This window comes from Streptomyces sp. NPDC048337 (assembly GCF_043201175.1).
In the GTDB taxonomy this organism is placed as follows: Bacteria; Actinomycetota; Actinomycetes; order Streptomycetales; family Streptomycetaceae; genus Streptomyces.
On record NZ_JBICYR010000001.1, the window covers coordinates 543,006 to 562,909 of the forward strand.

Here is a 19,904-nt window from a genome sequence, read left to right on the forward strand (position 1 = left end):
GCGATGGACCAGGGGGCGGGCGGTGAAGGCGCGTTAGGCCGTGGTGCCTGGACTCCAGCGGTCGAGAGCGGCGTAGGCCGGGATCCATTGGGCGGTGCAGGCGGCGTACGCGGGCGCGGGCAGCTGGGCGAGGAGCCTCGTCGCGGTCGGCTTGTCGGCACCGTCCAGGAGCCACGGCAGCAGAACTGGCGCGTTCTTGCCGATGTGCCGGGCGTGGACCTGGCTGAAATGGGCCCACTGCTCGGCGGTCAGCGTCCGCCGGATCAGCGGGAAGGCCATGTCCTCCTCATGCCGGAGGTGTCCGGCCAGGCCGCGGATCAGTGCGTCGGTGAGCTGGCCCAGCCGCAGCGGGTCGGCTCCGGGCTCGGTCAGCAGCTCGTCGATGGCCTGGATCACCGCAGCGATGACGGCGTGCTCGGCTTCCATCACCTCCAACCGGCCCAGGTCCTTCGGACGGCCGGCCAGATTCAGCCGCAGCGACGGCCACAGCGCGTCGTCCTCGGCCGCGTGGTGCTCGCGGAGGGCCTGCTTGAACAGTGTCCATCCGGCAGCGGTGGTCAGTACGCGCACAGGGTCACGGTCCGCGGCGGTGGTGACCCGGTCGAGCTGGGCCAGGTCCCGGCGCAGGGCGCCATGCATCGCGTACATCACGGTCAGGTCGAGGGCGTCGCTCATCGGGCCGGACGGATGCGGCGTTCTTCATGGTTCTTCATGCGTGCATGCATGCCTCAAACGATCTTGCGATCCGTGCATAGGATCAAGCCACATTTTCACACGGTTCGATTACCGCTGGGTTATCGATCGACATGGGGGGCGTGGGCCGGTGGAGCTGCGGGACATCGAGATCTTCCTCGTACTGGCGGAAGAGCTTCATTTCGGACGGGCCGCACAGCGGCTGCACGTCTCCCAGGCCCGCGTCAGCCAGGCCATCAAGAAGCAGGAGCGGCGCATCGGCGCAGAGCTGTTCGCCCGCACCAGCCGCTCAGTCAGCCTGACCGAGGTCGGCCGGCAGTTCCGCGACGACCTGCAACCGGTCTACACGGGCCTGCACGCATCCCTGAGCGCGCCCAGCTGGCCGCCCGCGGCATCACCGCACAGCTCCGCGTCAGCCTCATGCCCTTCAACGTCGCCGATCTGCACCCCTACTGGAAGGCGTTCCGCGCGCGCCACCCGCAATGGGGCCTCCAGATCCGCCAGGCAACCTTCACCGACCCGTTCGGCCAGCTCCGCAGTGGTGCCATGGACGTCCTGGTCGCCTGGCTGCCAGTGGAAGAGCCGGACTTCACCGTCGGGCCGGCCCTGTGCACCGACCCGCGAGTCCTTGCCGTGGCCTCCGACCACCGGCTCGCGGCACGGGACTCCGTCCCACTGGAGCTGCTCGCCGAATTCCCACACGCCACCGCCCTCGGCCTGCCGGACTACTGGGAGGACAGCTACCTGCCCTTCCACACCCCACGAGGCCGGACGCTCGAACGCATCACGGCCGCGGCCTCGGACAACGCCGATCAGCTGATCAGCCACGTCGGCATGGGCGACATCATCCACACCTTCCCCGGCCATGTCACCAGATACTGGGGCATGTCGAACATCCGATTCCTTCCCGTCCCCGAGATGGCAACCCTGACCTTCGCTCTGGTCTGGCGGACCGAAGCCGAGAACGACCTCATCCGCGCCCTGGCCGACACGGTGCGCGAGCTGGGTGTATTCCGCTTCTGACGCAGCTTGCCGACCCCGCCACGTCGTCGGCGCTGCAGACTGGGCGGATCGTTCGCCAGGCACCCGATCTCTTGACCGAGGGCGAGCCGGAATGCGGCGTCCCTGGCAGGCCACGGCGACGCGGATGCGGTCGACACTCCCGGCGAAGCGCCCGCGACGGCCCCTCAGGACGCGCGCGCACTGCTCGACTCCGGCTTGACCGAACGCGGAGGCCGCGGAGGACACCTCCTGGGACGAGCCGCTGCGGGCCGAGCACCACGAGGGGATGGACCCGGTCGGTTCCGAGGTCGGCACCCCCGTGATCCACGTGCCCGGCCCCGACGGTCAGCCGCTGGCGTTCTTCGGCCCCGTGCTCGCCCCCGCCCCCCCCGTGGCGAGGCTGCCGGAACGCTCTGGGACGTCGCGCTCGCCGTGGCGAGCACCGACGGCTTCTTCGAGCTGAAGCGCGGCTGTGACCGTGACCCGATCTTCGACTAAGCCAGCCGGACGGACGTCGGGAACCACCGTAATTCCCAAGGGATTTGAGGCAAGGTGAAGAGCAGACAGAGCGGACCCACGGCGGCCCTGACCGACCTGGCTCCGGCCATCTGGGGCAGCACCTACCTGATCACCACCGAGCTGCTGCCACCGGAACGGCCGCTCCTGGCGACCACCATGCGGGCCCTGCCGGGCGGCCTGTTCCTGCTGGCCCTCGGCCTGTCCGCGTACTCATTGAGGGACTCTGTCGCTGATCTTGTGACGGTGCTGTGGTCAGGTTCTGAGGAGGATCCGGGTTCGGAGGAGGTCGAGTTTGGCTCGGCCGTATCCGGCTCGCTTGATCAGCTTGACTCTGGTGACCTGGCCCTCGACCTGTCCCGAGCTCCAGGTTGAGGAGAGGCCGGCGACGACGGCGTCCTGGTCGTGGAGGAGCCAGCGGACGAACTGCTGCAACGAGGGCAGGTCGCTGGCTTGGACCGTTCGATCCAGTCCAGGACGTCCCCTCCTCGTTGTTCGTGCATGAGGGTGGCGAAGGTGCGGACGTGCTCGACGGCCGTGTCGAGTTCGGTGCAGGCAGCCCGGACCGCCTTGAGGCCGATGACTCCGTGTGGCCGCAGCCGGTCGGGGTGCGTCATCACCCAGCGAAGTGCCCGTCGCGGTTTAGGCGGCGCCAGCGGTGGAGGAGCGGTCTCGATGCCTTGCTTAAGCTGGCGAATGTAGCGGTTGACGACGGCGCGGTCGCCGCGAAATCCCTGGTCGCGGACTTCTCGGAAGAGCTGACTGGCGTTTCGGCAGCCCTGGGTGAAGCGTTCGTAGAGGTATGGCTTGTGGTCATCCAGCAGGGTCCGCCGCTGGGTGACCTTGACCAGCAACTGGTCGACATCCAGGTTCGGGCGTATCGACGGACGGCGTAGTAGTCCAGGTCGAGGTCCCGGCTGATCCCTCGTCGTGATCGGCCCTGGGCGAGGAGTTCGTGGACGCGGCGGTGCCGTTCACGGATCCGGCCGACGATCCCCCGCGGGCGCCCGTTGACGTCGAGTGTCCCGTCCGGCGGCGCCACCGCCACCTCCTAGTCAGGTTGTCTGGTGGCTTCGTGGCCGGCTCGGATGCAGGCGTAGTGGCTGGTGAGAGTCCTCTCGACGGCTTTGACGAGGTTGTTCCACAAGTGCCACACGTCTGCGATCTGGACGGCCTGGGGTGCAGCCGCTCTGGCTGCTTCGGCATAGGCGGAGGCCCGGTCACGGCAGACGATCTCCACCTCCGGGTGGCCTGCGAGCCAGCGGGCGACGGTTTCGGCCTCCCGTCCGGGCAGGACGTCGATGGGGCAGCGGGCTTCGAGGTCGACCAGCAGCGTCGCGTAGTTGTGGCCCTTGAGCAGGGCCAACTCGTCCACCCCCAGAACCCGCACCGCCCCGGGTTCCTCAAGGTCGGAAGCGCGCAGAAGACGTCGCAGGGTTTCCTTCGCGACTGGCATCCCCATCCGTCGGGCGAGCCGGGCGCCGGCCCTGCCGGCCAGGGCCTCGGCGACCCGCGTCAACAGCTTGCGCAGGATGGGGGTGTGCCGGGCATGCGGACTCGTCAGGCCCGGTATCTGTTCCGCGAAGGTCACCGTCGGGCATCCGGGGCTGAGGCACTTGAACCTGCAGACCATCAGTCCGATGACCACCGGCGTGGTTCCGACGGCGGCGTCCGCCAGACGGCGTTCGTACCGGCCGTGTACCCGCCACGACAGCGACCTGCAGCGCGGGCATCTCCCTGCGTCGGCCCGGGCCCGCGTACGAAACGTGACCACACCTGCGTCCCGCGAGATCGACTCCACCACCAAACCGGACAGATGCGGAAACAACCGCACCAAACCCCCAGAACCGCACGCCCGGATGCTGCCCAGCTCAACCGCCCAGCATCACAAGATCAGCGACAGAGCCGACGAAAAAGGTGCACAGGTCCAGGACGACGCTCAGCGATTGATTTCGGTGGTTCCGCACATCGAGCGTCTACGGTCGGCAGGATCGAGCGGACCCTGCGGCACGGCAGTGCGCTCGCCCGTGAGAGGGTTGCCATCATGGCAGATGACGCGACTGCGGGCAGCGAAGTTGTACTCGAGACGAGTCGCCTGCTGCTGAGACCTTGGCGGGTAGCCGAGGCTGTCGTCCAGCGTGAGCTCTGGACCGAACGTGATCCACGAGTGCCGCCGCACCGCCGAATTGACGCGGACGGACACCCCACGGTCGCGGAACTCGAGGAGTCGATCCGCACCAACCAGCTATGGTCGACCGGATTGCTGGCTGTCGAGCGGAAGGCCTCTCGCGACGTCATTGGCTACTGCGGGCTGGTGGACAGCGGACGAGGAGCGGAAGGGGAGCCGGAACTGGCGTTCGAGCTGCTCCGCCGAGTTTGGCGTCAGGGATACGCGACCGAGGCATCGTTGGCGGTTCTGGACTGGGCGAGATCATCTGGGTACGAACGTCTATGGGCCACGGTCTGGGACTGGAACACCGCTTCTCGCCGCGTATTGGCCAAGGTCGGGTTCACCGAGACCGAGCGGCAGGCTGTGGACGCCGCGTATGGGACCACCCTGTTCACCACGAGACGGCTCTGACACACCCGACGTTTGGCCTTGCGGACGGCTCCGAGCAGTGACGGCAGGCGTCAAGTGCCCCGGTCCGTCGGCAGAAGCGGCTATGCCACACGGTCGATGGCGGGTCGCTGGAAACGGAACATCACGGCGGCCGGCCGCCGGGTCGTCCCTGTGGGCCTGACTGAGCCCGGGTCCCTCTCCGATGACTATGTCGAAGAGAGCGGGGTCGACACAGCCCACAACCAAGAACGCTCACGACCCACTTGGCATAGTCGCGGTCTCGGCATAGGTCGAGGACCAGGAGTTTCGGGTCGGCGAAGAAGTTTCATGCAGGACTTCCACCGGCCCTCGAGAGCGGCTTTGTGGCAGCGGGCCGAGTTCGCGGCGGTGGTGAAGTAGACGCGGTGCCCGGCTTCGACCGCGGCTCGTCCGAGTACGACCGACAGCATCGTCTTGCCGACGCCGGGCGGCCCGACGAACAGGATGTTGGTGGCGTCGTCGAAGAAGCGGAGGGTGGCCAGGTCACGGATGAGTTTCTCATCGACGCCGGGCTGGGCCGCGAAGTCGAAGTCATCGAGTTATCTGGGGTAGTGGTGAAGAAGTCTTGCAAAGTCGCTGTTTACGACGCTGCGGACGTGTCCGGAAGGTCGCTGCGGTTCGCCCTCTACCCAGGGTGCTTGCTGTTTGAGGTAATCCGTTATCCTGTCGGATTGGTGCATCAGTAGGATCACCTTATGACTGCCGATGCCCCGCTCACCCGAGAGTCGTTCCGGCGCCTCCAGCCGATTAGCGCGCCCAAGCCGATGCCCCAGGTGCCCGATCGTGTTTGGACTGACGAGGACTGGGACCGGATCCAGCGCGGATACCGAGCCAGGGACATGGATGAGAAGTGGAACATCTTCGTCGAAGCCGATGTCGTTTTCATGCACCGGAGTTGGACCGGTCTCGGCGTCTATGAGGCGTCCTTCGCCCCCGTGGCTGGTGGTGGGAGGAGGATCTCCTCTGCCGTAGTGGAGGCCGATGGAGAGCGCTATCGGAGCATGGGCGACGAGTACGACCGCCTGATGATCGAGCTGATCATCAGCGCGATTGTCCTTGGTGAGCCAGCCGCCGACCTCCGGGCCGGACTCGTGGAGCTGACTGCTCGGGCTTCGGGGAAGAGCGATCTTCCCTCGGGTGTGGTGCAGCACAGTGTTCTGGGACTGCGTTCTGAATCGTGAGACCTGGACCCAGGCGAGTGTTGTCACGACCTCGCGCTATGTGACTGGATCACGCGTTGCAGGCGCAGGATCTCGCCATGTGATGCGGCCAGTTGGCTTTGTACGCGAGAACGGGGTTCTGGCACAGATCTTGGGCTCTGTCGCTAGTTTGGGGGTAGTTTGGCAGCTATCGGGCGTGATGGGTGGGGTTCAGGTTGCGGACCTTCTACTGCCTGGTGTGGCGTGGAGGTTGACCGGCTGGTGCTGACGGATACGGAGGCCCGGGTTGCCGTGCGATCACGGGCAGCGTCGGCGACCTGTTCCGGATGCGGGCAGAGATCTTCGAGAGTGCACTGGTACTACCAGCGGACTCTGGCGGATCGTCCGGTCGCTGGCCGGCGCGTACGAGTCGAACTGCGAGCGCGGCGACTCGTGTGCGGGAATGAGGACTGTGCCCGTCGGACGTTTGCCGAGCAGATACCGGCCCTGACCCGTCGCCACGCACGCCGCACGGACGCTCTCACCGCCCACCTCACCGACGTGGCCCTGTTCCTGGGCGGCCAGCCAGGCGCTCGGCTGTTCCGCACGTTCGCACAGTCGAAGTCCTTGTCGACCGCGACGCCGTCGCCTCCGGCGCCGCCTCGAACGGCGCCCCCTGGCAGTACTACGACCTCGGCCACGGCTGGTGCACCTACACCTTCTTTGAGCAGTGCCAGCACCGCATGGCCTGCGCAGGCTGCGACTTCTACACCCCCAAGGCCTTCAGCAAGGGCCAGCTCCTGGAGGCCAAGGAGAACTTACAGAAGATGCTGGCCGCCATCCCCCTGACCGACGACGAACGCGCCGCGGTCGACGACGGCCAGGCAGCCCTCGACCAGCTACTGGAGCGACTTACTGACATCCCCACGCCGGCCGGGCCAACTCCCCGGCAGATCGGCATCCCAGCCCAGGCCACGGTGCTGCCGATCATCGAGATCAACCGGAAGCCGGCCGAGCAGTAGTGCTCAGCGGCCCAGCTCGTGTCGGACATAGTCCGAGTGGGCTGCACCGACCTCGATGGCATTCTCATCAAGGCCGTTGACGATCCGCAGGCGGCCGCTGGCGAAGACGAACTCCACTGCCACGGTTCCTGCCGCCAGGTCACGCTCTGCCGGCCGCCATTCGAGAAGCGTGACCTCCCGCAGTTCATGGCCGACGAACGGTTCGAGGCCTTCATCGCTGTGAGACCACCGGGGCGTGAACTCCGACGACTCCCACCCCCTGATGGTCGCCGCCGTGTCGATCGTGTCCCAGCTGATCGAGAGCTCGTCGAACTTCCAGTGGCAGACCTCCACCTGGATACCGTCGAAGTCAAGCACCACCGGGCAGTCGGCGAACCAGTCCCCGTCTTCGGCGAACCGCACCAGCGCGAACCCCGTCAGGCGCCTACCGGCGAGCGTCGCCAGGCGTGTTCCGTGCACCTGCCGAATCGCGTCGATTCCGATCAGGAAGGACGGCTCGAAACCAGAGATCCCCATGTTCACAGCACAGGAGTCTCCCGGCATTCGACCCAGCGAGCCAGCGTATATCGACCAGGGGGACCTTCGACGCCACTTGACAGGTCGGATTCCACAGAAGGCCGTGGCGCACGGTCTGGGGATTCATGGCGCGCTGGACCGCGGCCGGCGTCGTCGGCCAGATCCGCGACCACCTGCGCGGACGCATCCGCCGCGAGATGGGCAAAGCCTCCAGGGCCGTCGCCACCGTGATCGATTCTCAGAGCGTGAAGGCCGCAGAGACCGTCGGCAGAGACTCTCGCGGCTTCAGCGGCGAAGAAGATCAATGGCCGCAAACGGCACATCGTCGTGGACCCGCGCGGTCTCCCGCTGCTGGTCATGGTTACGCCCGCCGACATGACCGACCGCGACGCCGCCAAGGAAGTCCTCTTCCGCCTCCGGCTCATGCACCCCGAGATCACCATCGTCTGAGCAGACTCCGCCTACGCCGGCCAGCTCGTCACCTGGGCCAAGCAGCACGTACGGCTCACGATCAAGACGGTCAGCCGGCCCAAGGACGCCACCGGCTTCGTCGTCCTGCCCCGCCGCTGGGTCGTCGAACGCACGCTGGCCTGGCTCATGCACGCCCGCCGCCATGCCCGCGACTACGAACGACTCGTCCAGCACTCAGAGGCCCTGATCACCTGGGCTGCCATCACCCTCATGACCCGCAGGATCGTCCAGAAGAAAATCCTCAGAGACCCGGGGGAGGACAAACAAAGATAGGGCTTCGTGACCAACACCTCGAACTGGCCCACAGACAAGCTGACCGCCCTCCGCCTCGGCAGAAGACTGGTGGCGGAAGTCCCAGCAACGAGGGTTGACCGCCGGGCGTTCGTAGACATCACGCCCAGGCAGACCCCACGTGATTCCGAGGCGCGCAAGCAAGGTTGGGTGCCCAGCGACACGGACCGTGTCTTCCGGCTTGAGCACTGGGAGTACGACAGCGAGCGCATCGACGGCTTCGACCACGACATCCGAGCGGTCCTCCTCGCATCCGCTGAGGCAACCGGGGAGTCGGAGCTGGTGACCGTACTACTGAGGTTGAAGGCGTGATGTCGGGGCCTGATGCTCCCGCCATGGGGAGAGTCTGTAGGTTGCCTGTCATGGCTGAGCTTGGACCCGTTGTGTGGCCGCCCGCTTCGTTGCGGACCGAGCGGCTCGTGCTCCGCGAGTCGGTGGCCCGGGACCGTGCGGCGTTCATTGACCTGTTCGCCTCGTCGGAGGTGCGGACGTACCTCGGTGGCCCCCGGCCACGTGCTGAGGTTGAGAGTGCAGTGCCTGAAGTACCCGGGCGGCGCGCCGGCGTGTTCGTGGTCGATCACGACGGGGCGATGATCGGCATCGTCACGCTCGACCGGCGGGACGCGGAGCGTCCGGGGCACGTCCGTCCTGATGCCGGGGAGGCCGAGCTCAGCTACATGCTCCTGCCCGAGGAGTGGGGACGTGGGTACGCCTTTGAGGCGTGCTCGGCGGCGCTCGGCTGGTTCGCCGACGCGTTTCCCGGCGAGCCGGTGGTTCTCTGCACTCAGGTGGCCAACGACCGCTCGGTAGGTGTCGCGGTGAAGCTGGGGTTCACTGAGCTGGAGCGGTTCGAGGAGTTCGGCGCCGAGCAGTGGTTCGGCGTGTGGTCCTCGGTTCCGCGGTCTGGTTGAGCGCGTACTCGACAGCCGTGCGACCACCGCTCGGGGTCCCGCGTCCGGTTCGTTGAGCGTGGCTTCAGGGGTGCGCGTGCTGCGGCGGAGGATTGACCAGATGCCTTCCACGGGGTTGAGGTCGGGTGCGTAAGACGGCAGGTGGTAGGCCGTGAGCCAGTCGTGTGCGTCGATGAAGGCCCGCATACGGCGGTCCTTGTGGACGTTCAAGTTGTCCCAGACCAGGACGACGGGTGCCCCCAGCTGCTGGTGGGCGGCGATGAGCAGGTCGCGGTACTCGGTCCAGGCGAAGCTCTTGCGGCCCCCGGCCTTGTGGTCAGTGTGTCGTTTGGGCCGGTAGATCAGGCGGGAGCGCGTCCCGGGTTTGTAGCAGCACAGGGCGGCGATGGAGAAGCGGCGCTGGGAACGGCCACGGACCCGGATGACCGGTGTGGTGCCGCGCCGGCTCCAGGCGCGGGAGGTCGGCGGCGTCATCGAGAATCCGGCTTCGTCCTCGAAGACGATCCAGGCCCCGAGCGCCTCCGCTATCTTTCCACCCGCGGCCACACCTCCTTCACCCAACCGGCCACCGCGACCTCGTCACGCTCGAGGGCACGACGGGAGGGAACCTGATGACTCCAGCCGTGTCTGCGCAGCATCTGCGAAATCCCCGACAGCGTCATCGACTTGTGGAACCTGCGGCCGATCAGGGTCTCTATCCTCGCCAGCGTCCATCGCTGGTCCGGCCATCCATGCAAGACCGGGCCCTTGGCCAGCTCCTCCTCGAGCACCGCGAACAGCGCGTCGCTCAGCTTGGGTCTGGACGCCGGGCCGCGGGATCGGACCCCGCCTGGGCCGGCCGCCCTCCATGCCCGCCGCCACCGCTGGACCGACCGGACGCTGACCCGTAACTCTTTCGCGATGTCCGTGCTGCTCCGCCCGGCGGCGAGCATCACCGCTGCTTCCATCCGGATCCGCTCGCGGAACGCTTGCCTCTCCGCGGTCAGACCCCCACCCTGCGGATACCTCATACACCCGACATACCTCAACGATGACTGACCGTCAGCATCTGCGGCAAGACGACTTCAAGGTCAGTAGAGGCGGAGACGGTTCGAGCCGGAGTTGAATCATCAACCAACTGGTACCAGGGCAAGCCGATTTTGTGGAGCCAGCTCAGAGCGAGAAAGCCACACATGGAGCCAGCTCGGTGTAAACGCCCTTAAGACTGCTGGGGTCGAGCCCCAGCAAAGCCCACTCCTCAACCGCCAAGCGCTCTGAATGGCGTCCGGAACTGCGCTTCACGATATGTCTTCTTGGCGATGAAGCCGCGACGAACAACCGATGATGGCGGTCAACGGGCTGCTCGGGTTGCAGCCTCAGCCGGAGATCTACAGGGGGCCAGCCATGGAGCACAGCTCTGAGCGGGAGAACGTCGAAAGCGCAGCTCGTGCTCGGTACACCCGGGACATGCAGGAGGAACGCGGTGCTCTGCGCGAGGCCCTGCGGTCAGACCTGCCCGCCGCCCACATGGGCTTGGGCGTGACCGTCATCGCCTTGATCGTCGTCGCCAGTTTCTCCGGCCCTCGGTGGACCTTGATCATTGCTGGCGCCTTCACGACCTGGTTCCTTCTTGCACTGGCGGTGATTCACATCGGTAGCGGCCGTGGCTGGGACGCCGTCCGCCGGGCCTACATCGCCACGTTCGGCTGGGGCAACTCGATCTGAACGTCCTTCGCCGCAGGCTCCTCCGCCGGAGTCGGCCCTGCCGAGCCATCGCCACTGAGCGACAAATCTCTCGCTCCCTGAGCGCCTACCAGATCTGGCACCGGCCAGCCCCCTGCCCACTCCGCCCGGCGTCGGGCGGCAGCCTCCATGCGGCCGCCACCCGGATGCACTTGGGCGACCCGAAGCCTTCCAGCGGATACCTCCGGGGAATCGGCTTGCCCGCAGGGACCTTGTCCGGTCACATACGGCCATGAGCAGAATGGCACAGGTCCTCGTGCTGGCCCGGTACGAGGACGAGGTGATGGAGCCGCTGACGCGGGACGACGAGTCGCGTAAATGGCGCGGCCGGTTCGAGCCGATACCCGACTGGTTCGTCGGCGGGTGGTGCCTGGAGTTCTTCCGGGAGGGCCAGCGCACCGGGATCCTCAAGGACCTGGAGGCACTGCCGTGGAACAGCCCGGAGTGCGTGCAGGTCATGCTCCACGACGAGGAAGACGACTGCTTCGGGCTGTGGATGTTCCGCGAGGGGATTGGTCCAGCTGCTCGGCCCTGTCTCACAGCCTTGCAGCAGCAAGCCGTCTGGCGCTGCGAAGCACCAGCCGCTGACCTGGGCCAACGGCGGGGCCATCTGTCTCATGAGACACCCTGCAAGAAGAGATCGAATCCGATCGGGCCTGGGCCAACTACCCGATACCGGATGCGACCCGCGAGGAACTGCGGATGAACGGCGATACCGCCCAGACGATCCACGGCATCGCCGACGGCAGCAAGGCGGCCCTATTCGTACCCCTCCGCCCTCTTGGGTTTGAGGGGCGTGATGGCTGGAAAATGCTGCGGTGCAGGTCGTTTGTCGCAGGATCGGGGAATCATGGTCGCCGTGCTCAAGGGTGGGAGGCTGGCAGTCGCTTGGCTCAGTCGCGGTGGCTGGCATCGCGCGTGGCTGCATTTGGATGCAGATGGTCATGTGCGGGCGGTCGACAACTTGTTGGGGCCGAGCCGGCCGCAGGCGGAATGGCCCGGAGAGCTGGAGCCGCCCAGGGACTTCCGGTTCCAGGACGCCCAGGGCAATTGGCATGCCGCCCATCTGACCTATTCCCACCCACGTGGGGGAGACTCTCCCCACGGAGCTTCGCGGTGGCACAGCGGCCAGGCCCATGGTCATGGTGGCGGTGGCTCTCGGGAGGAGCACGGACGGGGTGAAGGGCCCGGTCGAGGCTCCGCTGTCGGGCCGGACTCCAACTACCTGGTGCCCGACGGGATACGGCCGGTCGTGATCTTCGAACCTGGCCAAGGGAAGCCTCCGTACCCCATCACGCCGATTTCATCGGTCGACCCCCTGGCGGGTCACGTGGACGACCCTGGAGCTCTCATTCTTCACCCGGCTCAGCCTCCGCATCACCCACAAACGGGCATCGTCCACCCAAAGAACCAGGCCTCTTCCGAGGACACATGGCACACGGACCCTTCCACCGCGCACTACGACGTCAGTCACCTTCCGGAGCTCGTGGAGGAGGCACATGAGCTGCAGGTGCAGACGACGCCCGAGAACCCGACGCAAGCGGTCACATCGGGGACGATCTCGCACCAGACCGCTACACAGGACGGTGACCCATTCGCCACCCCGCTGCCGGACGAAGCGGCGGAATTCGACTGTCTGCCCGTGCAATTGGATACCCGGCGGCTGGCCGATGAGTATCTCGCCGACGGCGACTTCGGTTCCTTCGACTACCTTCCGGAGTACACGACAGATGAGTGCGGGCCGTGTGACACGTACTCCGCCTCCCCAGGGCCGACCGAGGATTCCCCTGGCAAGACGGTCGTAGCCACGTCCAAGGATGACGTCGCTGACGACGGCACAGCACAGCAGTCCTACCCGTCGGATCCGTTCTCCGAAGAATAGGCACCCGCGTGAGCGACGCAGAAACCCTCCGCCAAGCACATACGCTCCGGGACCAGGGCTCCCTCCGAGCAGCTGCCCGACTTTACGCGACGCTTCTCGATCACCCGGAGTTGGGCCTGCAAGCGCATGTGGGCTTGGGAGCAGTCCATGCAGCTGCTGGGTTACCGGACCGCGCGGAGCCCCACCTTCTTCGGGCTTACCCAGATCCCGCCCTGAGGCCGGAAGTCCTTGTGTATCTCGGACGGGTCGAGGAACTGCGAGGCAGCACTGCGGGCGCTGAGGCGAACTATCGGCACTGTCTACGTATCACTCCTCCGTCTTCACAATGGCACTCGACCGCCGAGCGGCGTCTGGCCGCCCTCCGGCGATCCGATTCCCCGACGACCGGGACTTCGAATCCGTCGAGGCAGCCGGCAGGAGCGGGACCAAGCGTCCAGCCGGTGTACCGGAACGGGCTGGTCGGGACTGTGCGGCAGGTGGCGTCGAGGCGAGAGAACTATCTTGGCCAGATCAACGCGCTCACCGTACTCACGTTGACATTGACGCTTCCCGACGGCGGAAGCGAGTCGGTCCACCTCTCGGGAACCAGAATCCTGGGTGGCGTCCCCAGAAGGGACGACGTCGTCGAGGTAGATCTCGACAGATGCCGCCAACGCGGCCCAGGCAACTCCTTCGAGACGAAGGTACTCTTCAACCACTCCACGAGCTCAGAACTCAAAGCGGAAACCAGTGCCTCTGGTCTCTCAGGCAAGGCCCGCCGCGTGTACTGGGCCTTCGGGGCAGTGGTGATCGCCTTCATCATGATGGTGTTTGCCGCGGTCGGATTCGGGTTCTTCAAGTTCCTGACCTTCGAGTCGCCTTTGCAGGAAACGAAACAGACGGTGACCGTCCCCCAAGTCGCGGGAATGAACATGAGCGAGGCTGTGGCAGCGCTGGAACAGGCAGGCTTCACTTTGGGCGACTACAACATCGTGCAGAAACCTGGTCCGGCAGCTGCGGGCACCGTCTTGCGGACTGAGCCCACCGGCGGCACGCAGCTTGAAATCTCACATGGCTCGGGCAAGAGGCCCGAATCGAAGCTGCAGGTGCACGTGTCGACCGGACACTCATGAACGACGCGAAAGGGTGGCCCAACTTCAGACAAGCCGCCTGAGCGTCTACATCGGCACGACAAATTGGTGGCGGCAGACCTCGATGCGGCCGGAGAGCCGGCGGCGCCCCACAACCGCACCGTGCTGTCCGCGCCGCCCGAGACCAAGTTGTGCCGTCGTCGGGTCTGAACGCCACCGATCGGCCCCAGCCGGTGTGATCAGCGAGGGTGTGGGTTCCAGCCACGGTGTCTCCGGACAGGAAATTGCTGCTGGGGGCGGCCAGGCCGAGGACGCCGAATGGATATCCGGCACCTCGCACTCGACCGGTACCGCTACTTCCGCAACGTAGGCTTGGGCGGGCAACGGCCGGACTCCCAGGTTGACCAGACCTTTCGCGGCTGGGCACCACACCGAAACTGCTCGGGCTCCGACATGGCCCTGGGGGGCCGTGGTGGCTGCAGGGCCACCGAGCCAACACACCTGGACGCCGACACCCAGTCAGTATCGACAACGGGTCGAACCGCTTCTGAGTCGGGCTCGCCTGAGGCGGTTCTATCGGGTCACTTTGTGGACCAGCGGGACACCAAGACAGCTTCGCGTTCCCGGACTTGCAAGCGGTAATCGCCGATGCCCCTCAACGATCCGCTTGCACGAAGTTCATCGGGGAGGGCAACCTACCACCCCTGCTCGCATAGGACAGCGAATGCCTGGATCCCCCCTGGCCGTCAAGGCCTCCTCAAAGAGCGGCATCGCTGTCCGCTGCGGGGTCCGCGGCGATGACGCGGGCGCCGGGCTGATGCCTCCGTTTCCCCAGGCCCTTGAGGCCTCTGTCAAGAGCGGCGCAGCCCGGCGCCTCCGTGGTCACCGCGAAACTCGCGGAGCCAGGCCGGACGTTAATCGTCACGGCGCGAGCCCTCTCCAGGGTCGACCTCTTGTTCATCCGCGAGCCCGCGAGCTCTGCCGAAGGATCGAGCCCCTGGAGTTCGCTGGTGTCGCGAACGGCTACTGAGATGGCGGACCAACGAGTCCTTGGATTGGGGCGCCGCGCGACGCGCATGTGCTCGTGACCTGCATAAACGGACGGATCTGGGAGGACAGCTTGACCGTGTTCTGCGGCATCGACTGGGCAGAGCGTCATCACGACGTCGCCCTCGTCGACGAAGCCGACACCCTGCTCGCCAAAGCCCGTATCACCGACGACGTGGCCGGCTACCACAACCTCCTGGACCTCTTGGCCGAGCACGGCGACAGCCCAGACGATCCGATACCGGTGGCCATCGAAACCAGCCACGGCCTCCTGGTCGCGAGCCTGCGCACCGGCAGCCGTCGGGTCTTCGCGATCAACCCGCTCGCCGCCGCACGCTACCGCGACCGCCACGGCGTCAGCCGAAAGAAGTCCGACCCGGGCGACGCCCTGGTCCTGGCGAACATCCTGCGCACCGACATGCACGCCCACCGGCCCCTGCCGGCCGACTCCGAACTCGCCCAGGCCATCACTGTCCTGGCCCGAGCACAGCAGGATGCCGTCTGGACTCGGCAGCAGGTCGCCAACCAGGTCCGCTCACTCCTGCGCGAGTATTACGCTGCTGCTCTGCTGGCCTTCCAGAGCAAGCAAGGCGGTCTGACCAGGGCTGACGCCCGTGTCATCCTCGCTCTGGCGCCGACTCCGGCCAAGGCCGCGAGGCTCACCCTCGCCCAGCTGCGGGCTGCCCTCAAACGCCGTGGCCGCCTCCGCGGCTGCGACGCGGAAGCCGAGCGGCTGCGGGACGTCTTCCGCGCCGAGTACGCCCACCAGCTCCCGGGCGTCGAGGGCGCCTTCGGTCACCAGCTCCTGGCCCTGCTCAAGCAGCTGGATGCCACCTGCCAGGCCGCGGACGATCTCGCTGAGGCGGCCACAGCTGCCTCTCACCAGCATGCCGACAGCGAGATCCTGCTCAGCTTCCCCGGCCTGGGGCCCATGCTCGGCGCCCGCGTGCTCGCAGAGCTGGGCGACGACCGTGACCGGTTCGCCGACGCCAGAGCGCTGAAGTCGTACGCCGGATCCGCCCCCATCACCCGGGCTTCCGGCAGGAAGCGCTTCGTCGGCCGCCGGTTCGTCAAGAACAATCGCCTCATCAATGCCGGCTTCCTCTGGGCCTTCGCCGCCCTCACCGCCTCACCGGGAGCGAACGCGCACTACCGGCGCCGACGCGAGCATGGCGACTGGCATGCCGCCGCACAAAGGCACTTGCTGAACCGCATCCTCGGCCAGCTCCACCACTGCCTCAAGACCCGACAGCAGTTTGACGAACAGCACGCCTTCGCACCGCTCCTGTCACCCCCAACCGAGCAGGCCGCTTGACTTCATAGCCCCCTGAGATGTCTTGACACAGCCCCTTAAGGTTTCTGATCAGGGCGTGGTCAAGGGGGTGTGTGATAACACCCCCGGTGTGGTGCGGTGCGGTGGTGCGCCCACCCAATGGTTGCGGTGCGCACCACCGCCGTCCCTGACGCGCACTACACGATGGAGAGGTGCACCGGGTGGGCTCCGGCCGGTGCGGGCTGGAGGCAGCTGGACGGCCTTGCCGGGCCCGACCGACCACCACGCCCAGTCCTTGCCCTTGGGGTTCGGCGCCGGCTGCTCCGCCGACCAGGTCAGCCCGCTGTCCGATTTCCCTCACGCCCGAACGGTACGGGAATGATCACCGCAAGGTACGGGTACGTCCGCACACCGGACCCGTACCGTCTCGGATGCCACCCGGCAGCGCCTACCGCGGCGGCCGCTGCAAGGGCGAACTCCCTGCGGCGGGGCCGAAGATCTCCGTACGATGCGTGCGAATGTTCTCGCACCGCGCCTCGGTTTCAGGGGGAGACTTGCGTCAGGCTGCTGTCGTCTTCGTACATGGCCTCTTCTCGTCGCCGACCACATGGACGCCCCTACAGCGGGAGATGTCCGGGATCCCTGCGGTGTCCGACGAGTACGACTTCCTCTTCTTCGAGTACGCGACGCGACCCGTGACGTGGAACCCACTACGGCGGATGCCGGATCTCGACACGATCGCGGAAAGCCTGCGCGGATTCATCGGCGACCTCACGGCCGGCTATGAGAGGGTCGCCCTCGTTACGCACAGTCAGGGCGGGTTAGTCGCTCAGCGGTACTTGTCCCGGATGCTGCTGGCGGGCCGGGGGAGGGAACTCGCCAAGATCCGGCGACTGGTGATGTTCGCCTGTCCGAACAACGGGTCCGACCTGTTCTTGTTGGCTCGCAGGGGGCTGATCCCGATGACCAGGAACAGCCAGGAGCGAGAGCTCAAGCCGCTTCAGACCTCGGTGCTCGAAACCCAGCGGCGAGTGATCGACGGAATCGTCCGGGCCCCGGAACTCGCTCACGACAGCTGTCCGATTCCGATCGTGGCCTACGCTGGCGAGAGCGACAACGTGGTGGTCCCTTCCTCTGCCGCGGGGTTCTTCCCCGAGACGGGGGTGCTGCCCGGTGATCACTTCTCGGTCATCAAGCCGAGCGGGCCGGACAGCCGGATCGTCCACGCGGTGCGCCGGGAACTCGTCCGGGCCCTGGCGGAGCCCTTTCCCGCCGAGCCGCAGTCCGAGGCTGACATTCCGCACCGTCGCAGGCCGGCCCGCCTTGCCGGCGACGTCCTCACGGAACGGGAGCTGACCGGCCCGATCGACGTGCCGACAGGCGGACCAGGTGGGCGTGCAGTCCCGTTCTACCTTCACGGCGGACCGATGGAACAGCTCAGGAACGTGGACATCGTGGTGTCCTCGGAGAACACCTATCTCCAGATGTCACAGTTCTTCAAGCCATCGACTTCCGGGAGTCTGCGACGGGCCGCTGCCGAAAAGAGCGGCGGGGGCCAGATCCTGGAAGACGTGGCCGGCGATCACCTTGCGACCTGGCTCCGTAGCCACGGCAGCTACGGCCTTCCCGTACCGGGCGGAACCGTCGCTCCTACTCCCGCAGGCGCGCTTTCGAGGCGGAACGTACAGCGCATCTACCACGCGGCCATCGCAGCCCCGGTTTCGGGCACGAACGACTACGCCGTCGACCCCCAGTCCATCCCCAGGGCCGTCCACAACACCTTCGACCTGGCTCGCCAAGAGCGTGAGGAGGGTCTCGCCCTCTCCTCCATCTGCTTCCCGCTCTTCGGGGCGGGGCGCGGCGGGATGAGCGTCTCGGAGAGCTTCGAACTGATCTGGGAGCCGCTGATGAGTGAGCTGGCCGAAGACCCCAGCTGGAGCATCCACTTCAGCACCCGTCGAAAGACGATCTTCGATCTTCTCCACGAGCGGCTTCATGTCAAACAGCGAGCCCACGGCCGGACCACGTAGGGAGGACGGGTGACGTCGTCGCAGGACCTGCCGCCGTCGGATGCGGTCTGCATGAACCACATCGACGACAAACACTTGCGCCACCACCTCGGCGCCATGATGACCGCCTCCCGCTGCTCGTTCTGCACCACGCGTTCGCTGTGTGGCGAACCGGTGGCCGTCGGCCTCCACCACCTCGTGCACCGAGTCCTCGGCGCCGTCCGCGAGAAGTACCGGCCCACAGGCGTGACCGGTCGGGGCATCGGCACTGCTCGCGCCGTCGAGGACATCTGCCAGGGAGCTGTCGAGCCCCGCGTGACACGCGCCCTGCTTCAATGGACGGAGCCAGAGTCGTGGCAGCTGCGGGAAACACCGAACCATCAGCCCGGCACAGTCCACACTCCGTGGAGTCTCTTCCGCCAGCAGGTCGGCCACCACAGACGGTTCACCCTGCTCGCCGGTCCCGACCGACACGGTGCGCCCTCGTCCGTAGCCATGCTGGACGAGGTGTCGGCGGTCGTCGACCGGCTGGGCCTCGTCCGCACGCTGCCCGCCGGGCAACAGGTGTGGCGCGGCCGGATGCGCCGGGACCCGACCCCGCCAGGCTATGCCGCAGCCGATATCGGCTCGACCCCTCTCGCACGGGCCACCGCCAACCGGATGAGCCCCGTGGGTGTCTCGATGTTCTATGGATCCGAGAACGTGGCCACCGTCCTCGCGGAGATAACGGCCCACGACCCCCGGCCCTACGCCGCCGTCGCGGCATTCGAACTGATCCGCCCGATCCCGGTGGTCGATTTGGCGACCGTACCCGCCGCGCCCAGTGTGTTCGACCCCGACCGAAGGTCCTTGATCCGTTCCGTCGGATTCATGCGGTCCTTCTCGGAAGACCTGAGCCGCCCGGTCACTCGAGACGGACACGAGCACCTCGCGTACGTCCCCACCCAGGTGCTGACCGAGTACTTCCGCTGCCTCTCACCACTCAGCGTGGACGGCATCGCCTTCCGCTCCGCCCACAACGGCGGCGTCAACTACGTGCTGTTCACCGGCCCCGAAGGCTGCGTTGACCCCGGTGCCGAAACCTCCCGCGCGGTGCTTCGCCTCCAGCCGGGCACCGAACGAGTCATTGCACGTCAGGAAGCATCTGGGCGTGGCCGAAGCAGGTTCTAGCAGCCGACCGGCAGAGGCGTCTCTCCTCGCATGCGCCGTCGTCCCAGACGTCCCGGATGCTCCGGGTGGCGGGCTCCCTGGTCTCTCAGAGGTCGCTTTTGTCCGATGTTTCATCCCGAGATGGACTGTTTGGTGGGCTTCTTCAGGTCGCGCCAGGAGATGGTGTTCTCGCCGGTCAGGCGGCGGGCCATGAGGTCGGCCATGGCGAGGTGGATCACGGCTTCGGACCGGGTGGGCAGGGTTTCGTAGTCGCGGGCGAGGCTGGAACCTCACCCTGGCGGGGCCTAAGGCTCTGGCCGACGGCAACGAACTACCGTCACGCCCGAAGGCTGGCACCGGAGCGAAGGCCGTCCAAGCGGGGTTCGGCCCGCACGCCGTCGCGGTGACCGTCACGATCCTCGCCTACACCGACACCGTCCTGCGCGGGCGCCGGGAGTACCTGACCGACTGGCAGGTGGAGGTCAACCACGCCATCAAGGAGACCGGCCTGTCCTTCAACACCGATGCCGTCCTCCCCGTGCCGACCAAGACCAGCGAGGTCCGCCTCTTCGAACTCGACAACGGGTGACGG

24 protein-coding genes and 6 pseudogenes are annotated in these 19,904 nt (G+C 66.7%); 21 read left to right on the plus strand and 9 right to left on the minus strand.

Annotation, left to right across the window (positions count from 1 at the left end; all coding sequences use genetic code 11):
• Positions 1 to 33: 33 nt before the first annotated feature.
• Positions 34 to 675, minus strand: coding sequence for a hemerythrin domain-containing protein (locus ACGFYU_RS02735; protein ID WP_393825402.1), 642 nt, complete (start codon positions 673 to 675; stop codon positions 34 to 36).
• A 148-nt stretch (positions 676 to 823) separates the two neighbouring features.
• On the opposite strand from ACGFYU_RS02735, the pseudogene ACGFYU_RS02740 reads away from it, so the two are divergent.
• The 4 genes and pseudogenes from ACGFYU_RS02740 to ACGFYU_RS02755 all read left to right on the plus strand — a co-directional run.
• Positions 824 to 949: pseudogene (locus tag ACGFYU_RS02740) on the plus strand (LysR family transcriptional regulator); the annotation flags it as partial.
• 164 nt (positions 950 to 1,113) lie between these two features.
• Positions 1,114 to 1,716 carry a substrate-binding domain-containing protein gene (locus ACGFYU_RS02745; protein WP_393825403.1) on the plus strand — a complete coding sequence of 201 codons (603 nt, stop codon included), beginning with the start codon at positions 1,114 to 1,116 and terminating at the stop codon, positions 1,714 to 1,716.
• A gap of 205 nt (positions 1,717 to 1,921) precedes the next feature.
• A pseudogene (locus ACGFYU_RS02750) lies at positions 1,922 to 2,193 on the plus strand (disulfide bond formation protein DsbA); the annotation flags it as partial.
• A gap of 54 nt (positions 2,194 to 2,247) precedes the next feature.
• Positions 2,248 to 2,412 (plus strand): annotated as a pseudogene (locus tag ACGFYU_RS02755) (EamA family transporter); the annotation flags it as partial.
• A 54-nt stretch (positions 2,413 to 2,466) separates the two neighbouring features.
• Here the strand turns inward: ACGFYU_RS02755 and ACGFYU_RS02760 are convergent.
• On the minus strand, positions 2,467 to 2,646 hold the full coding sequence (locus ACGFYU_RS02760) for a transposase (protein WP_393825404.1): 180 nt from the start codon (positions 2,644 to 2,646) through the stop codon (positions 2,467 to 2,469).
• 89 nt (positions 2,647 to 2,735) lie between these two features.
• Between ACGFYU_RS02760 and ACGFYU_RS02765 the strand changes: the two genes are divergently transcribed.
• Positions 2,736 to 3,107, plus strand: coding sequence for a hypothetical protein (locus ACGFYU_RS02765; protein WP_393825405.1), 372 nt, complete (start codon positions 2,736 to 2,738; stop codon positions 3,105 to 3,107).
• Positions 3,108 to 3,262: 155 nt separating this feature from the next.
• On the opposite strand, the gene ACGFYU_RS02770 is transcribed toward ACGFYU_RS02765, so the two are convergent.
• The gene (locus ACGFYU_RS02770) at positions 3,263 to 4,045 is read right to left on the minus strand and encodes an ISL3 family transposase (RefSeq protein ID WP_393825406.1); all 783 of its coding nucleotides are present in this window, start codon (positions 4,043 to 4,045) and stop codon (positions 3,263 to 3,265) included.
• 210 nt (positions 4,046 to 4,255) lie between these two features.
• On the opposite strand from ACGFYU_RS02770, the gene ACGFYU_RS02775 reads away from it, so the two are divergent.
• On the plus strand, positions 4,256 to 4,792 hold the full coding sequence (locus ACGFYU_RS02775) for a GNAT family N-acetyltransferase (RefSeq protein WP_393825407.1): 537 nt from the start codon (positions 4,256 to 4,258) through the stop codon (positions 4,790 to 4,792).
• A gap of 185 nt (positions 4,793 to 4,977) precedes the next feature.
• On the opposite strand, the gene ACGFYU_RS02780 is transcribed toward ACGFYU_RS02775, so the two are convergent.
• The gene (locus ACGFYU_RS02780; protein WP_393825466.1) at positions 4,978 to 5,292 is read right to left on the minus strand and encodes an ATP-binding protein; all 315 of its coding nucleotides are present in this window, start codon (positions 5,290 to 5,292) and stop codon (positions 4,978 to 4,980) included.
• On the opposite strand from ACGFYU_RS02780, the gene ACGFYU_RS02785 reads away from it, so the two are divergent.
• From ACGFYU_RS02785 to ACGFYU_RS02800, 4 genes are all read left to right on the plus strand, one after another.
• Positions 5,176 to 5,496 (plus strand): hypothetical protein, encoded by a 321-nt coding sequence (locus tag ACGFYU_RS02785; protein WP_393825408.1) that lies wholly within the window; start codon positions 5,176 to 5,178, stop codon positions 5,494 to 5,496. The two genes, ACGFYU_RS02780 and ACGFYU_RS02785, sit on opposite strands and share 117 nt — an antisense overlap.
• A gap of 9 nt (positions 5,497 to 5,505) precedes the next feature.
• Positions 5,506 to 5,991, plus strand: coding sequence for a hypothetical protein (locus tag ACGFYU_RS02790; RefSeq protein WP_393825409.1), 486 nt, complete (start codon positions 5,506 to 5,508; stop codon positions 5,989 to 5,991).
• Between the two features lie 270 nt (positions 5,992 to 6,261).
• Positions 6,262 to 6,798 (plus strand): transposase family protein, encoded by a 537-nt coding sequence (locus tag ACGFYU_RS02795; protein WP_393825467.1) that lies wholly within the window; start codon positions 6,262 to 6,264, stop codon positions 6,796 to 6,798.
• Positions 6,693 to 6,971: a hypothetical protein gene (locus ACGFYU_RS02800; RefSeq protein ID WP_393825478.1), complete on the plus strand. Its 279-nt coding sequence runs from the start codon at positions 6,693 to 6,695 to the stop codon at positions 6,969 to 6,971. Before ACGFYU_RS02795 ends, ACGFYU_RS02800 begins: the two co-directional genes overlap by 106 nt.
• A 3-nt stretch (positions 6,972 to 6,974) precedes the next feature.
• Here the strand turns inward: ACGFYU_RS02800 and ACGFYU_RS02805 are convergent, their stop codons facing one another.
• A complete protein-coding gene (locus tag ACGFYU_RS02805; RefSeq protein WP_393825468.1) occupies positions 6,975 to 7,487 on the minus strand; it encodes a hypothetical protein in 513 nt (170 codons plus the stop codon).
• 101 nt (positions 7,488 to 7,588) lie between these two features.
• Here ACGFYU_RS02805 and ACGFYU_RS02810 point away from each other — a divergent pair.
• The 3 genes and pseudogenes from ACGFYU_RS02810 to ACGFYU_RS02820 form a co-directional block, all read left to right on the plus strand.
• Positions 7,589 to 8,189, plus strand: a pseudogene (locus ACGFYU_RS02810) (IS5 family transposase); the annotation flags it as partial.
• Between the two features lie 48 nt (positions 8,190 to 8,237).
• Positions 8,238 to 8,561: a hypothetical protein gene (locus ACGFYU_RS02815; protein WP_393825410.1), complete on the plus strand. Its 324-nt coding sequence runs from the start codon at positions 8,238 to 8,240 to the stop codon at positions 8,559 to 8,561.
• 50 nt (positions 8,562 to 8,611) lie between these two features.
• Complete coding sequence (locus tag ACGFYU_RS02820; protein ID WP_393825411.1) at positions 8,612 to 9,160, plus strand: GNAT family N-acetyltransferase; 549 nt, start codon at positions 8,612 to 8,614, stop codon at positions 9,158 to 9,160.
• A 42-nt stretch (positions 9,161 to 9,202) separates the two neighbouring features.
• On the opposite strand, the pseudogene ACGFYU_RS02825 reads toward ACGFYU_RS02820, so the two are convergent.
• The 3 genes and pseudogenes from ACGFYU_RS02825 to ACGFYU_RS02835 all read right to left on the minus strand — a co-directional run.
• Positions 9,203 to 9,634: pseudogene (locus ACGFYU_RS02825) on the minus strand (transposase); the annotation flags it as partial.
• Between the two features lie 50 nt (positions 9,635 to 9,684).
• Positions 9,685 to 10,170: a winged helix-turn-helix domain-containing protein gene (locus ACGFYU_RS02830; RefSeq protein WP_393825412.1), complete on the minus strand. Its 486-nt coding sequence runs from the start codon at positions 10,168 to 10,170 to the stop codon at positions 9,685 to 9,687.
• Between the two features lie 142 nt (positions 10,171 to 10,312).
• A complete protein-coding gene (locus ACGFYU_RS02835; protein ID WP_393825413.1) occupies positions 10,313 to 10,552 on the minus strand; it encodes a nucleic acid/nucleotide deaminase domain-containing protein in 240 nt (79 codons plus the stop codon).
• A gap of 54 nt (positions 10,553 to 10,606) precedes the next feature.
• Here ACGFYU_RS02835 and ACGFYU_RS02840 point away from each other — a divergent pair, with 54 nt between their 5' ends.
• The 7 genes from ACGFYU_RS02840 (at position 10,607) to ACGFYU_RS02870 (ending at position 19,333) form a co-directional block, all read left to right on the plus strand.
• Positions 10,607 to 10,864, plus strand: coding sequence for a hypothetical protein (locus ACGFYU_RS02840; protein WP_393825414.1), 258 nt, complete (start codon positions 10,607 to 10,609; stop codon positions 10,862 to 10,864).
• Positions 10,865 to 11,114: 250 nt separating this feature from the next.
• A complete protein-coding gene (locus ACGFYU_RS02845) occupies positions 11,115 to 11,588 on the plus strand; it encodes a hypothetical protein (protein ID WP_393825415.1) in 474 nt (157 codons plus the stop codon).
• Between the two features lie 546 nt (positions 11,589 to 12,134).
• Positions 12,135 to 12,764, plus strand: coding sequence for a hypothetical protein (locus tag ACGFYU_RS02850; protein WP_393825416.1), 630 nt, complete (start codon positions 12,135 to 12,137; stop codon positions 12,762 to 12,764).
• 440 nt (positions 12,765 to 13,204) lie between these two features.
• Complete coding sequence (locus tag ACGFYU_RS02855; RefSeq protein ID WP_393825417.1) at positions 13,205 to 13,876, plus strand: PASTA domain-containing protein; 672 nt, start codon at positions 13,205 to 13,207, stop codon at positions 13,874 to 13,876.
• A gap of 1,063 nt (positions 13,877 to 14,939) precedes the next feature.
• Complete coding sequence (locus tag ACGFYU_RS02860) at positions 14,940 to 16,196, plus strand: IS110 family transposase (RefSeq protein WP_393825469.1); 1,257 nt, start codon at positions 14,940 to 14,942, stop codon at positions 16,194 to 16,196.
• A gap of 476 nt (positions 16,197 to 16,672) precedes the next feature.
• A complete protein-coding gene (locus tag ACGFYU_RS02865; RefSeq protein ID WP_393825418.1) occupies positions 16,673 to 18,184 on the plus strand; it encodes an alpha/beta fold hydrolase in 1,512 nt (503 codons plus the stop codon).
• 9 nt (positions 18,185 to 18,193) lie between these two features.
• Entirely contained in the window at positions 18,194 to 19,333 is a 1,140-nt protein-coding gene (locus ACGFYU_RS02870) for an RES family NAD+ phosphorylase (RefSeq protein ID WP_393825419.1), read from the plus strand.
• Between the two features lie 110 nt (positions 19,334 to 19,443).
• On the opposite strand, the pseudogene ACGFYU_RS02875 reads toward ACGFYU_RS02870, so the two are convergent.
• A pseudogene (locus ACGFYU_RS02875) lies at positions 19,444 to 19,593 on the minus strand (IS5/IS1182 family transposase); the annotation flags it as partial.
• Positions 19,594 to 19,625: 32 nt separating this feature from the next.
• Here ACGFYU_RS02875 and ACGFYU_RS02880 point away from each other — a divergent pair.
• On the plus strand, positions 19,626 to 19,901 hold the full coding sequence (locus tag ACGFYU_RS02880; protein WP_393825470.1) for a replication-relaxation family protein: 276 nt from the start codon (positions 19,626 to 19,628) through the stop codon (positions 19,899 to 19,901).
• The last annotated feature ends 3 nt before the right edge of the window (positions 19,902 to 19,904 follow it).

Coding starts and splice junctions, on each gene's coding strand:
- ACGFYU_RS02735 (WP_393825402.1), bottom strand. CDS start 675: ATGAGCGACGCCCTCGACCTGACCGTGATGTACGCGATGCATGGCGCC.
- ACGFYU_RS02830 (WP_393825412.1), bottom strand. CDS start 10,170: ATGAGGTATCCGCAGGGTGGGGGTCTGACCGCGGAGAGGCAAGCGTTC.
- ACGFYU_RS02805 (WP_393825468.1), bottom strand. CDS start 7,487: ATGGGGATCTCTGGTTTCGAGCCGTCCTTCCTGATCGGAATCGACGCG.
- ACGFYU_RS02745 (WP_393825403.1), top strand. CDS start 1,114: ATGCCCTTCAACGTCGCCGATCTGCACCCCTACTGGAAGGCGTTCCGC.
- ACGFYU_RS02820 (WP_393825411.1), top strand. CDS start 8,612: ATGGCTGAGCTTGGACCCGTTGTGTGGCCGCCCGCTTCGTTGCGGACC.
- ACGFYU_RS02840 (WP_393825414.1), top strand. CDS start 10,607: ATGCAGGAGGAACGCGGTGCTCTGCGCGAGGCCCTGCGGTCAGACCTG.
- ACGFYU_RS02790 (WP_393825409.1), top strand. CDS start 5,506: ATGACTGCCGATGCCCCGCTCACCCGAGAGTCGTTCCGGCGCCTCCAG.
- ACGFYU_RS02845 (WP_393825415.1), top strand. CDS start 11,115: ATGAGCAGAATGGCACAGGTCCTCGTGCTGGCCCGGTACGAGGACGAG.
- ACGFYU_RS02865 (WP_393825418.1), top strand. CDS start 16,673: ATGTTCTCGCACCGCGCCTCGGTTTCAGGGGGAGACTTGCGTCAGGCT.
- ACGFYU_RS02775 (WP_393825407.1), top strand. CDS start 4,256: ATGGCAGATGACGCGACTGCGGGCAGCGAAGTTGTACTCGAGACGAGT.
- ACGFYU_RS02800 (WP_393825478.1), top strand. CDS start 6,693: ATGGCCTGCGCAGGCTGCGACTTCTACACCCCCAAGGCCTTCAGCAAG.